13 protein-coding genes are annotated in these 15,308 nt (G+C 45.9%); 11 read left to right on the top strand and 2 right to left on the bottom strand.

All coding sequences use genetic code 11. From position 1 onward, the window contains the following. The first annotated feature begins 6 nt into the window (after positions 1-6). The 3 genes from NY78_RS14215 to istB all read left to right on the top strand — a co-directional run bounded on the left by NY78_RS14215 (position 7) and on the right by istB (position 3,040). A complete protein-coding gene (locus NY78_RS14215; protein WP_043637293.1) occupies positions 7-222 on the top strand; it encodes a hypothetical protein in 216 nt (71 codons plus the stop codon). Positions 223-1,055: 833 nt separating this feature from the next. Beyond that, positions 1,056-2,285, top strand: a complete 1,230-nt coding sequence (gene istA / locus NY78_RS14210; protein WP_197084253.1) for an IS21 family transposase — start codon at positions 1,056-1,058, stop codon at positions 2,283-2,285. Next, a complete protein-coding gene (gene istB, locus NY78_RS14205) occupies positions 2,282-3,040 on the top strand; it encodes an IS21-like element helper ATPase IstB (protein ID WP_043637289.1) in 759 nt (252 codons plus the stop codon). The genes istA and istB overlap by 4 nt, the downstream gene beginning before the upstream one ends. Before the next feature lie 209 nt (positions 3,041-3,249). Here istB and NY78_RS14200 read toward each other — a convergent pair whose 3' ends face one another. Continuing rightward, complete coding sequence (locus NY78_RS14200) at positions 3,250-3,609, bottom strand: hypothetical protein (RefSeq protein WP_231584003.1); 360 nt, start codon at positions 3,607-3,609, stop codon at positions 3,250-3,252. Between the two features lie 41 nt (positions 3,610-3,650). Here NY78_RS14200 and NY78_RS24750 point away from each other — a divergent pair, with 41 nt between their 5' ends. The 4 genes from NY78_RS24750 (at position 3,651) to NY78_RS23810 (ending at position 10,721) form a co-directional block, all read left to right on the top strand. Beyond that, on the top strand, positions 3,651-4,007 hold the full coding sequence (locus NY78_RS24750; protein ID WP_156180946.1) for a hypothetical protein: 357 nt from the start codon (positions 3,651-3,653) through the stop codon (positions 4,005-4,007). Positions 4,008-4,289: 282 nt separating this feature from the next. After that, on the top strand, positions 4,290-5,150 hold the full coding sequence (locus NY78_RS23820) for a PhnD/SsuA/transferrin family substrate-binding protein (RefSeq protein ID WP_082140035.1): 861 nt from the start codon (positions 4,290-4,292) through the stop codon (positions 5,148-5,150). Positions 5,151-5,164: 14 nt separating this feature from the next. Continuing rightward, positions 5,165-9,646, top strand: coding sequence for a response regulator (locus NY78_RS23815; RefSeq protein WP_082140034.1), 4,482 nt, complete (start codon positions 5,165-5,167; stop codon positions 9,644-9,646). Beyond that, on the top strand, positions 9,639-10,721 hold the full coding sequence (locus tag NY78_RS23810; protein ID WP_082140033.1) for a response regulator: 1,083 nt from the start codon (positions 9,639-9,641) through the stop codon (positions 10,719-10,721). Before NY78_RS23815 ends, NY78_RS23810 begins: the two co-directional genes overlap by 8 nt. 122 nt (positions 10,722-10,843) lie before the next feature. On the opposite strand, the gene NY78_RS14185 is transcribed toward NY78_RS23810, so the two are convergent. Next, entirely contained in the window at positions 10,844-11,698 is an 855-nt protein-coding gene (locus tag NY78_RS14185) for a CoA transferase (protein WP_082140032.1), read from the bottom strand. 143 nt (positions 11,699-11,841) lie between these two features. Between NY78_RS14185 and NY78_RS14180 the strand changes: the two genes are divergently transcribed. The 4 genes from NY78_RS14180 (at position 11,842) to NY78_RS24745 (ending at position 15,276) form a co-directional block, all read left to right on the top strand. Beyond that, positions 11,842-12,906, top strand: coding sequence for a GNAT family N-acetyltransferase (locus NY78_RS14180; protein ID WP_043637285.1), 1,065 nt, complete (start codon positions 11,842-11,844; stop codon positions 12,904-12,906). A 201-nt stretch (positions 12,907-13,107) separates the two neighbouring features. Next, entirely contained in the window at positions 13,108-13,674 is a 567-nt protein-coding gene (locus tag NY78_RS23805) for an RNA polymerase sigma factor (protein ID WP_082140031.1), read from the top strand. Beyond that, positions 13,671-14,330: a glycogen-binding domain-containing protein gene (locus NY78_RS23800; RefSeq protein ID WP_082140030.1), complete on the top strand. Its 660-nt coding sequence runs from the start codon at positions 13,671-13,673 to the stop codon at positions 14,328-14,330. Before NY78_RS23805 ends, NY78_RS23800 begins: the two co-directional genes overlap by 4 nt. Next, a complete protein-coding gene (locus tag NY78_RS24745; protein ID WP_043637283.1) occupies positions 14,314-15,276 on the top strand; it encodes a hypothetical protein in 963 nt (320 codons plus the stop codon). Before NY78_RS23800 ends, NY78_RS24745 begins: the two co-directional genes overlap by 17 nt. Positions 15,277-15,308: the final 32 nt, after the last annotated feature.

Genomic DNA, 15,308 nt, shown 5'->3' with positions numbered 1-15,308 from the left:
GGGAGGATGACGAGTCCAAAAGTAAAGGCAGTTCTCCTATTTTGTCTCGCGTTGACTTTCGGTATACTTATCTTTGGAGGTTATGCAATCAACAAGGGCAAACCACCAATTCCCGTCAAGGTTCTGGATGATTCCGGCAACGTCATGTTCACGGGCGAAGATATCATCAGCGGCCAAAACTATTTTTATAGCAGAGGTGGGCAGCATGTCGGAACCATCTAGACATGTGGCTTCCGCCGAGTTGGGTCGACACGTTTACTGGCTTTTTAACAAGATAAGTAGCGATATCATAGCATATGAAAAACAAACTCTCCACCCTATTCGCGTGGCTCGTCGGCGGCGCTGTCTTGGTCTACCTGTCAGTATTTGGGGTGGGGACGGGTACCTGCACCCCTTGAATGGCCGTAGGTGCTTCTGGGGTCGCGGGTTACGGCTCCTTAATTTTGGCCAAGTGGTTCGGCAAGAAAAAGCCCAAGGACCGGGACCAGTGCAAACCTGAGCTTTAACTGAGCCACTTGCCATCCTGGCCCGCCCGATTTTTTTCAGACATTTTCATGCCGGACAATCCCTGCCTGCTGATGGTACAATTAGTGACAATGACGGCCCGGCTCTGCTATGGTCAAGTATGATCAGACCCGTGCTGGCGATATGTCTTCGTGGTGATCAAGGTAAGCGCCGCTTTCTCCTTGCCGCCGCTGCCACGCTTCGCCGATCAGGACAACTCGCCCAAGCGCGGGAAATGTTCCGACGGGGCGTTGATGTGGGGAACTGGCGGGCCTTGCTTTTGCTCGTTGTCGAGTACGTTGACTTAGATCTTGTCATCCGAGGATAGTCGTATTTACCTCTTCATCCTTGGCGTCACTCTTGCCGGCATCGTCATCTGTCAGCGACACCCATGTTGTGCAGGGACGGCGTAGAGAGAGGCCTTAGGGGACGCGAGATTTACGATCCTGCCAACCGAGACGAATCCTCAATGAGTGACTACCTCCGAGTCGATTTTCGACCGGAAGGAGGTGGGATCCTTGAGAGGGCGTCGTCTGAGCGCGGAGGAAATCGTGACGATCAAGGTGTTGGCAACGAAAGGGGCAACCAATTCGGCAGTTTCTCGTATTGTTGGAGTGACAGAAGGAGCTGTGAGGTACCACCTGAATAGAGACCTTGACTCCAATGGTAATGCAAAAGCTTTTAAAGCTGAAGCAGTCCGCGAGGTGATCAAGCACTGGATAGCGACCAAGGAGCATGGACAACGGCCGGTCAACATCAAAGATCTCTTTGAGCACCTCGTTTTGGAGTATGCCTACGAAGGATCGTATAAATCCGTCCTCCGGTATGTCCGTGCTCACTATCCCAAGCCTAAGATTCGGACTTTTCGTCGTGTCGAAACACCGCCCGGGGCGCAAAGCCAAACGGACTGGGGTGAATTTCCCGGGGTGAGGATCGCCGGCGAGACAGTCGATCTCCACGCTTTTGTGATGGTGCTGTCCCACAGCCGGATGCCGGTGGTGATCTGGACTCGGAGCGAAAACCAGCTGTCCTGGCTGAAGAGCCATAACGAAGCCTACCGACGACTCGGTGGTGTGCCCGCCGTCAACCGCATCGACAACGTTAAGACAGCCATTGCTCGTGGGGCCGGCGCTTGGGGGACGATTAATGAAACCTACCGTGCCTATGCCCTGGCAGTGGGGTTCCACATCGACGCCTGCCAACCCCGGGCCGCCAACGCTAAGGGCAAGGTCGAGGCGAAGGTAAAGCTCTCCCGTTTTCTCCTTGATCCTCGGGACAAGGACTGGATTTCCCTTGAGGCGCTCCAGGCCGCAAGCGATCTGCTCATAGAACGCTGGGCGAAACAGGCGCTGTGTCCGGCCACGGGTAAAAGCGTCTTCGATAGTTGGCAGGACGAGGTAGAACGCCTTGGCAAGTTGCCGATCTTGCCAGAACCTTTCGACATTGCCGTAACCAGGCCTGTCCGGCCGGATTGCTCGGTGTCTTTTGAGGGACGATTTTATCCGGTGCCGTTTGCTCATGTGGGGAGCCAGGTCGAAGTGCGTGGCTGTGCCGGCACGGTCCAGATTCTGGCTGAGGGTCGGATCATCCGGGAGTTTTCGCGCGGGACTTCCCAAAGGGTGCTGACTGACCAGGACTGCTACGAAGGCGAAGCCACGGACAGGGTTCTGCCTCCGCCCCCTTTGGGGAAAATGGGGAAACGTCTCCAGGAAATCATGGAGATGGACGTGGAGAAGCGGCCGATTGATCTGTACGCGGCCCTGGCAGAGGTGGCCAGATGAACGGGCGCGTGGATATCGACACGGTTCGGGACGCCTTCTCCCGCCTGGGCCTGACCTTCGCCGCCGAAGCCCTGGCCGAGGCGCTTAACGATGCTGTCAAAGAGGAACTGCCCCCGCATACGGTCGTCAATCGGTTGCTGACTGTGGAACTCGAACGCCGTGAAGAGCGACGAATACGCACAGCGCTCAAGCTCTCCGGGTTGCCGCCGGGCATGACGCTTGGGAACTTCGACTTCAGTTTCCAGCCGAGCATCGAGCGCAGCCGGATCGAGACACTCTCCACTTGCGCCTTTGTGCGGCAGCGAGAAACGATTCTGATCCAAGGGCCGCCCGGGACGGGAAAAACGCACCTGTCCGTGGCGCTGGGCGTGAAGGCGGTGGGAAATGGTTTCTCCGTTGCCTTTTACACCCTGGACGCACTCCTACACGCGGCCCGCAGGGATGCAGACCGACCTCCTCAGCGGCTCAAGGGGTTGAAATATCATAAATCGTCTCTTCTGATCATCGACGAAATGGGCTTTCAGCCTCTGTCGCGGAGCGATGCGTCACTGCTGTTTCGAGTGGTGAATTACCGCTACGACAAGGGGAGCACGATCATCACCACCAACAAGTCCGTCAAGGACTGGCCGGAAATCCTGGCCGGAGACGAGGTGATGGCTACGGCGATCTTGGACCGGTTGCTGCACAGGAGCCACGTTCTGAACGTCACGGGGCGCTCCTATAGGCTCAAGGACCTGGAAAACATGCTCAAGTAGCCTAAGCCCCATCGCGGCCCACCATGGCACGAGCGCTTGGCCCGTCAAGGCCAAGCCCCTTCGGGGTCGGCTGTCGCCGAGCCTTGACCGCCCAAGCTTCCTCGCGCCGCAAGATATCGTGGGCGATGGGGCGGGAATGCCGCCGGTGGGGGCTTCGAAGCAAGAATGGAAGTGGAACAACGGTACCCGGCATTATGTTGGGAGGTGGATCAAACCGAGCGGGACTCGTAAGAACTCGTGTCCCCTAACCTCGTAAAAACTCCCGTCCCTGGACACATGACCAGCAGGCTGCACAGGAACGTCTGGCGCAAGACGGCGAGGATGAGCGGGCCTCGAGGCCTTGCCCTGCCGAGGCCCAGCCAGTCGCCAAGCAGGATGACCTTGGCCAGGATGGCCGCCTCAATCAGGGAATAGCCGTAGTGATAGTAGGAGAGGTGGTGCTCCTGCAGCACCAGACGCTTATAGATTGTAAACGAGCCGAGAAAAGCGGCCAGATAGACGAATAGCATGAGGTAGTCCTTGGTCTCCTGGACGAGGCGCTCCTTGACCCTGGCTTTGTCGATGGTCATGTCCTTCCTCCGCGAACGGTCTTGGGGCCTTACGAAAACCTATGTCGAACTTGCCGGTTTTTTTGGAAAAACACAACGCCTTGGCCGGGGGAGCAAAATTTGGCCTTGCCTCAAGCCATGGTCGCAGCAGGTCACCCCGCCCAAACGCCAAAGCCGGCCGTGTTCCAGTGCGCGATCACGTCCGTGACATTTGGGCCTTAAGTATGATCCTTGCTCATGAGTTTCTTAAAACCGGCTGGGAGTCAGGCTCTCGCATGGCTGAAGACTTACGCCGCCACGCGGTCAGCCAACTGCCGGATTTCATGGTTCCTGCTGCAATAGTCTTTCATGTGTACGTCTTCGCATGGCTGTCGTCATTGATTGAACCCGATTTGCCCAATTGTATTGTGCGCTACTAGGCATTTCGGTTTTTCCTTGCAAATTTAATTGCAAAGGTTATGATATGATTAATTCCATAGTAAAAGACTATGCGCAATTATAGGGAAAATAGCTTGAATCGGGCACTAAACGAAGTCAGGCGCAACTGTATCGGTAAAGCTAAAATAATCAGATTTAAATCTAATAATGTATAGTCGCTAAAAAATAAATTTAGCTTTGCGAATGTTGCAGCGTCTGCAGAGATTGGAACTTGTAATTCTATTGGCAGTTTGTTCTGAACAGACAAACAGAAGGAAGTTCATATGAAAGCATCGCCAGTCCTTGTATTATTCTTATTTTTTTTTCTTACTAATGGATTAGCTAATGCTGAAGAATCTTGCAATTTGAGATTTGCACCACTTCCAATGGAAAGCAGGGAAGCCATTGTTAAACAATTTAAACCAATGTTTATTTATATCCAAGAAAAAACTGGATGTAAAATTGAATTTGAATATTCTGATGATTACGTAGAGATCTTAAATAAAATGAAATCAAACTCAGTTGACTTGGCATATCTAGGGCCTTTGCCTTACGTGATTTTAAAAAAAGAATACGATGATGTGTCCCCAGTTGTGTTATTTAAAGAATCATCGGGAGAACCAAGCTATACATGTTGTGTGATTGATAATGCAAATTCAAAAACAGATTTATCTACGCTGAAGAATTCAAAAGTAGCATTGACTCAACCCCTGTCTACTTGCGGATATTTGTCAACAAACGGTATTATGAGAGACAATGGGAATAGCCTCAGTAACAATCTATACAAATATCTTGACCGGCATGATGATGTTGCGCTTGCGGTTGCGCGAGGAGAGTATAGCGTTGGTGGCTTAAAAACTGCAATAGCAAAAAAATATACACATCTTGGGGTGAACATAATCGCAGAAACAGACAAACTGCCTGGATTTGCACTTGTTGTTAATAGTAGGACAGTTAGTCAAGAGGTGATCAGTAAAATTCATAACGCGTTGATTTCTCTCCAGCCAAAAGGCAAGGATTCTGAGTTGCTTGCGTCTTGGGGTGCGAACATAAAGTTTGGAACCTCTCCAGCAAGCGACAAAGACTATGATCAAGTACGAAAACTTCTAGGAAATGAATCAATTCCATCTACCGGAAACTTTTAAAATTAAGTTTCAAAATGAATACAACACCTGCAACTGACAAAAAAATATTAATCTATTATTTATTTTTTATTATTTTGCTAGCGATTGCTATCGCTAGTTATTCCATATTGGACAAAAATAGGCGAGAAAGGATCAATGCTCACTATTCTGAGATATTGTCTAATCTTGACATTGCGTACAGGGCTTCTGTAAAAATGTATGGAATGTCAATAGACAATATCGTAATCAACCAAATTCAGACCGAAGAAAATCTAGTTTTACTAAACAAAGGGTTTTTATCTCAAGAAACGGAGCAAAATAAAGATAGAGGCGCGCTCTATGCCAACATGCACAATATTTATAAGGAACTTAAAAATAATAATTTGCGGCAACTGCAGTTTTACGACAAAGAAGGCACTAGCTTCCTAAGGATGTATTTGCCAGAATTTTACGGAGACAATCAACTAAAGATTAGGCCCCTTCTACAGAAAGTGTTTCAAACTATCAAACCAACACAGGGTTTTGAAACAGGTGCGACCGTATCCGGATTTAGATACATATATCCCCTTTTGTTTAATAATGAATTTATTGGAGCTGTTGAATTTTGTCTTTCTACGAAGTCAATACGCGACTCGCTGGAGTATCTAGATTCAAAGAAGGAATACCTTCTTATTGTCAAAAAAGATGTTGTCTCTAGAATATTGGTTCAGGACCAGGAGTGGCTGTATAGTCCATCTGTGATTAACGATAGTTACTTAGTCGAAGACCCTAATGCAGTTTTACCAGACAGTCCTTCGCCATTGTCGAATGTTGCAAAAAGTTTATCACAAAAAATAAGTAGAGATAAGAGTGTCAATGCCAACATCTTAACGGAGAAAAGCTTTGCAGTAACGGAAACTGAGAGCAATGAACACTATTCAATTGCGTTCCTGCCGATTAAAAATATAGATGGCAAATTAATTGCCTACCTAATTGGTTTTTCAAAAGACGACATAGTATACGAGTTAAATCAAGAATTTATTAAATACACCTCGTTGCTTTTAGGGACTCTTTTTTCAATACTCGTTTTGATAATATCTTTAAAAAGAAAAACGGACTCTCTGAACGAAGAAAGGGCTAATCTTGTGACTATAACCGACACTCTTTCTGAGGGTGTCTACGCAATGGACACCAATGGTATTATAACAGAAATTAATCCTTCCGGACTAAATATCTTAGGATACGATAAAAACGAAGTCGTTGGAAAAGTAGCTCACGATTTGTTTCATTCTCATTCCCAGACTGAACAGACAAAGCTTGAGGACTGCCCATTTTTTAAAAAAGTATCCTCTGGCGATAATTATGTCGCTGAAGATCTTTTTATTACAAAATCTGGCAAAATAATTGATGTCGAAGTTTCGAGCAGACCGATCGTCATAAAAAACGAAGTGACTGGATCGGTAACTGCATTTCATGACATAACTTCGAGAAAAATTGCTGAACGTGAATTAAAAGAAAGTCAAGAATACGCAAGAAATTTATCGGAAGCTGTTCAACAAAGCCCTCTCGGGATAGCAATCTGCGACCTTGGCGGTTCGATAATCTACAAAAATATGGTCTACAGCGAATTGTGTGCTCAATCAGAAGAACACGATCTGATATTCGATGCAGATTCTGACGGTAACGTTTTGATATTTGGATCATTTGCGGAAGAGTTAAAATTGTTAACAGGAAATTTTAAATGGACAGTTGATCGTAAAACAACAACGGTAGATGGAAAGGAATTTTGGGAAAACATCACAATTTCTATACTCAAAGATGGCGACGTCCCGTCTGGTTTTTTAATCTCTCGTGAAGATATAAGCAGCAGAGTTAAGATGGAGTCTGAACTCAAAGACAACCTACAGGTTCTGAATATTTTAATGGATAGCATGCCCATTGGTGTTGTAATAGTTGATGCTGCAACGCGAATAATCGAAAGAGTCAATCCTTCTGCAGCAGCTATGTTCGGAGCAGAACAAGACTTCATTATAGGAAACATATGTCATAATTTTTTGTGTCCAGCAGAGCAATGCCAATGTCCAATACTTGACAAAAAACATACAGTAGACAATTCAGATAGAATAATGATACAATCTAACGGGACTAAAATTCCTGTTATTAAAACTGTAAAAATAATACGCATTGGTAACCAGGAAAAACTTTTAGAATGTTTCATTGATATTCGCCAAAGGAAAAAAATCGAAGATGATTTGCTTGGAGCGAACAACAAACTTAAAGAGGTTGCTGAACAATCAAAACATCTCGCCATTCAAGCCGAGGCAGCAAGTTTGGCAAAGAGCTATTTTCTGGCCAACATGAGTCATGAAATACGAACTCCAATGAATGCGATTATAGGAATGACATTCCTCTGCCTTAAGACAAACCTTGATGAAACACAAAAGCAACATCTTCTAAAAGTTGACAAAGCTGCGAAATCCTTGCTTCGACTCTTGAATGATATTTTAGATTTTTCTAAAATAGAGGCAGGAAAGCTCGAGATAGAGGCTACAGAGTTTGACGTCATGGATGTTATAGATCATGTTAAGAATATAGCGTCAATACGAGCGCAGGAAAAAGAGCTTGAATTTTTAATAGATATATCTTCATTTTTTTGCCCAAAAATCATTGGCGACTCGTTGCGATTAGGTCAAATTCTCATAAATATTGTTGGTAATGCCATAAAGTTTACAGAAGATGGCTTTGTTATTTTGAAAGTTAATTTTGTTCAGTTAGATACTGCAACTGTTTTGCTTGAATTTGAAGTTTCAGATACAGGCATAGGGATTTCTGTTGAAACGATCGACTCTTTATTCTCTCCCTTTTCACAGGCCGATGTTTCTACTACAAGGCAATATGGCGGATCAGGGCTCGGGCTTTCAATTTCAAAAAAGCTCATAGAGGCTATGGGCGGTATAATAGAAGTTAAAAGTAGACTTGGCGAAGGCACTACATTTTTATTTAATGTGCCTTTAGCCGTATCGTCCAGTATATGTCCTTATCAATCTGAAATTGATGCTCGATTTGCATCTAAGGTTGTACTCGCGGTAGATGATAGCTCTGATTCGTTATTTTTGCTAGAAAAATATCTGTTAATGCAGGGCGTTAATCCTTTGTTGGCTAACTCAGGCAATGAAGCCATCAGTATTTTAGAGTCTTTGGACCGTCCTCCAGATATGATAATAACTGACTGGAAGATGCCAAAATTATCAGGCATTGAGTTCATCCGTTGCGCTAAAAATAAAAACCTCATTGATGAAAACACTATTTTATTGATATTATCTGCGTATAGTTCCGAGCAATTTAAAGAGGAATCATTTAACGAAGGATTTCACGCATACTACAGCAAACCATTAATGCCGAAAGATGTGAGATCGATGTTATTTGATTCATTCGGTTTTATTGACAAGGAAATGCATAGTGAAGAAGACATAATTGAACTGGATGATCTTGAGAATTGGTACTTTGAACCAGCGACCATACTGTTAGTTGAAGATAACATAGTAAACCAAGAGGTCGCCAAAGCCATATTGGAAGGTGTCAATTTAAAAGTTATTTTAGCATCAGATGGATATAAGGCAATCGAATTGATTAATGAGAATAAAATTGACCTTGTTTTGATGGACCTGCAACTTCCTGGGATTGACGGCTTTGAAGTCTCTAGGCGAATTATGGCTGACGATAAATTTAAGGACATTCCCATAATTGCAATGACAGCTCATGCAATGATTGATGTTAAGGATAAGATTTTAGCATCTGGCTTACGTGGCCACTTGCCAAAACCGATAGACATCCGTGAACTATATTCTGTCCTTTCGAATTTTTTGAAATCATCTCAAAAAAATATTAACAAGAGAAATAAAATTTCTGGTAAATTTGAAGCTGAAAAATTTCCTGCATGTATTGAAGGGGTAGATGTTGAAAAATATCTCGAAAAATTTAAATATGACTATAAAATCTGCGCCGAGATATTAAGATCTGTTTACATCGACTGCGCTCGTCATTCATTAGATATTTCTCGCAGTGTTGAGTCGAGGGACAAGGAGAAGCTTTTGTTTTTGAGCCATACAATCAAAGGAATGGCAGGAAATATTTTTGCATCAAGTTTGCAGATCGCAGCAAAATCATTAGAAGACAATTTAAAACTAGATAAAAATTACGACAAATCATTCGATTTAATTAAGAGTGAGCTTAAAGTGCTCGAAACTTCTCTTCGTATTTTTGCAACGGAAGCTGATAGGCCAGTCTTCGATGATAGTCATAGGCTCTCTTTTCTGGAATTAAAAAATATTTCTCAACAACTTGTTGCTTCAATTAAAACTAAAAAACCAATTGACATAGACAGAATTACTCAAAATATTAATATTGATGCTATTCCTTTAAAATTCAAAAGCAAGATGCAAAATATTTTACAGCGCATTGATGAATTTGACTATGTCTCTGCAGAAGATCAGCTTGAGTCTTTCATCTCTACACTAACAGGAGCCAGCGGTGAATAATTTAGAAAAATGCACCGTTTTGATTGTAGATGATGTTAATGCTAATATCAGAATTTTAATAAACGCTCTTTCAGAGTATTACGAAATAGCAGTAGCCAACAATGGGCAAGCCGCATTGGACTATTGCGTAAATAGTAAGCCTGATTTGATTCTATTGGATATAATGATGCCAGGGTTGTCGGGTTACGATGTTATAAAATCATTAAAGTCTAATGTATCTACTCAAAAAATACCTGTCATATTCTTGACTGCTCTTTCAGAAATTGAAAACAAAACTAGAGGTTTCGATCTTGGTGCTATTGACTATATTATAAAGCCATTTGAAATAAGTGAAGTGCGTGCCAGGGTAAAAACCCACTTGACATTGGTTCTTGCTTCTAGATTCATAGAAGATCAAAATATTCATCTCGAAGCCCTAGTAAAAGCAAGGACCGAAGAGTTAGTGTTGACTCGCCAAGCAACAATTGAAGCACTAGCTTCCTTAGCCGAACATCGTGACCCTGAAACAGGCGGACATATTAAAAGAATTAAGCATTACGTGATCGCGCTGGGAAAAGAACTTCAGACAAACTCTCCATACGCGCATCTAGTTGATGATAACTATATAGATCTTTTAGCCTTGTCATCCCCCCTGCATGACATAGGCAAGGTTGGCGTTAAAGATAGTATCCTTTTAAAACCAGGAAAATTAACAGTACAAGAATTCGAAGAGATGAAAAAACATACTCTCCATGGGTATGAAGCCATCCTGGCAGCTGAAAGCAATTTGGGAGATAATTCATTCCTCAAAGTTGCAAATGAAATTACTTATTTTCATCACGAAAAATGGGATGGCTCTGGTTATCCGCGTGGTCTAAAGGGCGAAGAGATTCCGCTGTCAGCTAGAATCATGTCTATCGCGGACGTATATGATGCACTGGTTTCAAAAAGAGTTTATAAAGAAGCCATCAAGCATGAGGAAGCTGTAAGAATTATTGCTTCTGAAAGAGGGAAGCATTTTGACGACATCCTGGTTGTGGCATTTTTAAATATAAACAAAGAGTTTGATTCCATACGCCACAATTTCAATGGATAAACAATTTTTTTGTGTAATTGAACTAAATGACGAGCTTGGCAACAAGAAAGCGAACCGACTATTTCTACAATTGCCGAGAAAATAGAGATTGAAGTTATTTGAATTCTTTAAATTAGCCTTGTTTAAGCCGGACTGTGTGGTTGGACAGCAACGATTGGTATGTCAAGTTCCTCGCCAAGGCGCTGCCAGTCCATTGCCGACCGAGTTTTGAAGACAGCTCTGTACTGGGCTGGTGCGACGACGGTACCACCTAGGTAGTCTGAAAGCCGCTGTCGAAAGCGCGGTTCCAAGGCCGCTACCGCCACCCAGCCATCCTGGGTTTCATAGAGGTTGTATTCGGGACTGCCGCCACCGAGCAGGCCTCCTGATGTAGTGAGTCCACGCCTTAAAGGCTCTGCCATACTCGCAACGGCGTCAGCCAAAACGACTTGGGCGTAACCACCCTGTCTGGATTTAAAACGCGCCAGCAGAAGTCCCAAGGCACTACTTACCGCCCGCTCCGCTCCTACGATGTCAGCCAGTAGTGCTCGCGGTAGGCAGGGAGGGTCGAGAAGGCCCATGGTTGCTTGGTAGGTGAGGTCATGGCCGGCCACGTTTTCACGCGCCCCGGGGTAACCAATGATGGCGACCTGACAGAGCTTTGCAAATCCCTTGTGCAATTCCTCCCAGCCAAGCCGCATTTGTTGAAGGGCAACTGGCCGGTTGGATGTGATCAGGAGGTCGGCTTGGCTTAGCTGTTCATCAAAGGCGGCCCGGCCAGATGTGTCCTTCAGGTCGAGTGTGATGCGTTCTTGGCCGGAAACAAGAGCAGCGTACCAGCCTGGGCTATAGTGTGCTAAAGGATCGCCTGTGATGGGTTCGACCTTTAAAACCCGTGCACCCATCTCTTGAAGCTGGTTGGCCGCCAAAGGCCCGGGCAGATTGAGTGCGATGCTTACAACCGTAATGCCTTCCAAAGCCATAGTATTTTTATCCATACTTTTTTCCTTGATTGGACAATTTTTCTGAAAGTTAGAAATATCGTAAAAAATTATTGCATAAAAAAATCATCGTAAGTCGATTATTTTTATTCTGCAACAATATACTGTTGGGGCTCGGCAATAAATCGTTTGGAGGCCCTGTGGATCGCTGCTTTTTCATTTCTCATCTTCGTATGGGCGAATACATCGTTCCTGACGATCAGGACTATGCTATAAGTCAGTTTGAGCCGCGTGATGCCCTTGGCGTTTCCCGCCTGACGTACACTATCTACGGAGACGCGCATCCGTTCGATTACGTATACGATCCGTCCGAGGTAGCTCGGCTTTTTGCGTCAGGTTCGCAGTACGCCATGATCGCCAGATCGGTAGATGGTGTCGTTCTTGGCATGATAGGCATCTATCGGTGCTCGCTGTGGCCGAGTCTTTTCGAGTTGGCACAACTCATGATCCTGCCCAATCAGCGCGGTAAGGGCATGGCTATAGAATTGTGGCGGCAGGCCATGGCCACGCTGCCGGAGATGGCCGGGGCCGGGGCGATCTTTGGAGAGGCGGTCTGCACGCACACCTTCTCCCAGCAAATGTGCCAGGAAAGCGGGATGCTCCCGTGCGGCATCATCCTAGACGCTATCCCTTCAAAAGCCTATGCCTCGCGTGATACTGGCAAGGCACGTACCTCACTTCTGTTGACTACGAAACCACTGAAAAACATGCGTCTCTCCGCAGCATTGCCGCAATGGTATCGTGCTGAATATTCCATTCTATGCGACACAATGGCACTCGAAAGGACGGTGTCCCCTAGCGTCCCGGAAACGATGGCGAAGCAATCTACCATTGAGGTGACGCATTTCCCCCAGGCGGACTGCGTGAAGCTGCTGGTTCGGCGTGCTGGACACGATTTGGCACAACTGTTGGCGGAGCAAGAGCTCGCAGCTAGTGAAATGGGCATTGTGCAGGTGGTATTTAATCTGGGAGAGCCGACCTCACTTGCTGGCATCGAGAAACTTAGGGAGCGGGGATATTTTTTCGGCGGATTTCTACCCTTCTGGTTTGGCCACAGCGACGGGTTACTATTGCAGCGCCGCAAGGAACAGCCATCTTTCAACGACATAAAATTGCTCAATGATGCCCCGTCTTTTTTGATTGATCTGGCCCGTCGGGATGCGGCAGATGCCTCGTCACACTGGAAACAATGGGGCAGGAGATAGGCGCGGTGCCGCACACTCAAAACAGAATCAGGAGAACATAACGTTTGTTTTATGCTACAGATAGACTTACTGGTCGGTTTGAAGTGCTTGAGGTCGGTCCGTGCTATTTTGCTGGCTAGGGCCTAGCTGCAAAATGAGCGAAAGTTTGTGACCAAAGGTGTTCACTGAACGTATATGTCCCAAAAGGGTTTAATAAACCGAATGGATCACGACGACGAAGCGCAACTTATTGAGGATATCCTTGACGGCGAGGCCGAAGCATATGCTGTTCTGGTTCGCCGTTACCAAGGGCCAATCTATGCCCTTATGACTCGAATGTGTAAAAATATAGAAGACGCGAGCGATTTGACTCAAGAGACCTTTGTGGTTGCTTATGAAAAAATGGATCGATTCAAAAATGGATCACGGTTTTTCCCGTGGCTTTATACCATTGGTCTGAATATCGGGCGTGATTACTTGAGAAAACGTGGACGTGCCGAAGTTTCTTCCTGTGATTTGCCTGATGGATTTATTGAAAACTTAAGTTCAGAGTCGTCAACAGATGAAGTGATAAACGGTATTGATTCTGGTTTGATTTTAAATGCTATGGATGCGCTTGGAATAGGAACTAGAGAGGCGTTGATGCTCCGATATCAGCAGGGGATGTCTATAAAAGATATCTCTGGGGTGTTAGGGATTTCCGTAAGTTCTGTTAAAATGAAAATATCACGAGGACTTGATAAACTACGCGTGATATTTGTTCATATTAAAAATGGGCCATCGTTATGAAAAAGAAAGATAAGACTGACGCTGAAATACATCGCCTTGTTGGCTATATTGCTAGCATACCACGCCAGGATGTTCCAGAAGATATTCTTCCCCAGGTGATGTCTCGAATTAAAGTAAAGCACCAATCGTGGCTAAAAAAATATCTGCGCCAATTGCGTCGTTCTGTCGTAGGCCCAACAGGACGAGCAGTCATGGTCGGTGGTTTAGCATCAGTCGCCTTTCTCGTCGCAGTTTCGTTACTCGTTCCTGACATTCGAAAATCTTATTTCACCCAAAAAACTCCTTCTTCGGTTGAACTTGCTCGCAGGCCAGACAATATACGACTTGCGAGAGCAGATGTTGGTCTTAGTAAGGAAGTCACTTTCGTTGCTCATTTGCCCAGTGCGAAAGACGTTGCAGTCATAGGAACTTTCAATAATTGGGATCCGAGTCGCCATGTTATGCGCAAAGCCACTGGCGGAGATGTCTTCACGCTTACGGTGTCGTTGCCAATGGGCCGATACGTCTATGCCTTCCTTATTGATGGAGTACTTCTGCAACCTGATGTGGGAGCATTGATTCAGGAAGATGATGGTTTTGGAAATACCAACTCCGTGTTAATCCTTGAAGAAGAAAACCTGCAAAATAATAGGGAATCTCATGAACGTCCGCTTTAGAGGCTTAGCGGCCGAGCTTGCCCTAGCGGCCACGTTGTTATGGCCAGTAACAGCAATGCCGGAGACGAAATCGGGCTTGGTTGAATCAATGGAGTCGGCACGTGGGGCCGGAGTGCCCCAACCCGATATTGATCGTGTTCTTGCTCTTGGCTTCAAATACGGTTTGAGTGAAATGGATACGGCGACTCTTCTCGAGTCAACAGGAAGGGCGTCGGCGTCAGGCAGGCAGACTGTTTATGTGGTAGATAAGGTCGAAGAGGGCCTGGCCAAAAGGATCGCTGTCACCAATATTACAAAAGTGGTGGAAATAAGGACGGGTGATTTTATTTTTGCACGTCAAATTCTTAAAAATTTTAATTGTGATGACCCGGAGCTCAACGAGCGGTTGTCGGATACTTTGCGCATGGGGCTTTCGCAGCAAGATATTGAGGAATGTGCTGGCAATGTACAGCGTTCAGCTGAAGAAATTGTCCAAGCAGTAGAGTTTTTGGCTGCTGTGCGCCAAACCGGAGTTGATTCAGCGGGGGCGTCGACCCTAACATCCCGTGCCCTTGGAAGTGGCCGTTTTCCTAGTTCCTTGCTGGAACTGGCTCGGCTGATCCGTGACGCTAAGAAAATGGGACAGCCAGATGATTCGGTGCTGAGCAACGCGGCGAAGATTATTGAAGGTTCTTTGAGCATCTCTGATGCCCGAAAATCCATGGGACTTTCTGCGAGTAGTTCACCTACAGGCTCCACGAATGGCAAGGGGAAAGCGGGGGCTGGCTATGGACAAGGCTCAGGCCAGGGTTCAGGGGCCGGTGCTGGTTCTGGAAGTGGAAGGGGCGGGAACGGATCTGGTGGAGGTTCCGGCGGCTCCGGTGGCGGATCAGGAGGAGGAGGTTCAGGTGGTGGTGGTGGTGGTGGTGGTTCTGGCGGCGGAGGGGGAAGGGGAGGGCGTAATTAGTTTGCCGTAACCCTTTTGAAGTTTTGAATATT

It is taken from the genome of Desulfovibrio sp. TomC (genome assembly GCF_000801335.2).
Taxonomy (GTDB): domain Bacteria; phylum Desulfobacterota; class Desulfovibrionia; order Desulfovibrionales; family Desulfovibrionaceae; genus Solidesulfovibrio.
Note: the sequence above shows the minus strand (reverse complement) of the source record. Positions and strands in the feature narration are given on the sequence as shown.

Excerpts from the sequence above, each read along its gene's own strand:
- NY78_RS23800 (WP_082140030.1), top strand. The coding sequence starts at position 13,671 with ATGAAAAAGAAAGATAAGACTGACGCTGAAATACATCGCCTTGTTGGC.
- NY78_RS24745 (WP_043637283.1), top strand. The coding sequence starts at position 14,314 with ATGAACGTCCGCTTTAGAGGCTTAGCGGCCGAGCTTGCCCTAGCGGCC.
- NY78_RS14200 (WP_231584003.1), bottom strand. The coding sequence starts at position 3,609 with ATGACCATCGACAAAGCCAGGGTCAAGGAGCGCCTCGTCCAGGAGACC.
- NY78_RS23805 (WP_082140031.1), top strand. The coding sequence starts at position 13,108 with ATGGATCACGACGACGAAGCGCAACTTATTGAGGATATCCTTGACGGC.
- NY78_RS14215 (WP_043637293.1), top strand. The coding sequence starts at position 7 with ATGACGAGTCCAAAAGTAAAGGCAGTTCTCCTATTTTGTCTCGCGTTG.
- NY78_RS23820 (WP_082140035.1), top strand. The coding sequence starts at position 4,290 with ATGAAAGCATCGCCAGTCCTTGTATTATTCTTATTTTTTTTTCTTACT.
- NY78_RS14185 (WP_082140032.1), bottom strand. The coding sequence starts at position 11,698 with ATGGATAAAAATACTATGGCTTTGGAAGGCATTACGGTTGTAAGCATC.
- NY78_RS23815 (WP_082140034.1), top strand. The coding sequence starts at position 5,165 with ATGAATACAACACCTGCAACTGACAAAAAAATATTAATCTATTATTTA.
- istB (WP_043637289.1), top strand. The coding sequence starts at position 2,282 with ATGAACGGGCGCGTGGATATCGACACGGTTCGGGACGCCTTCTCCCGC.
- NY78_RS24750 (WP_156180946.1), top strand. The coding sequence starts at position 3,651 with ATGTCGAACTTGCCGGTTTTTTTGGAAAAACACAACGCCTTGGCCGGG.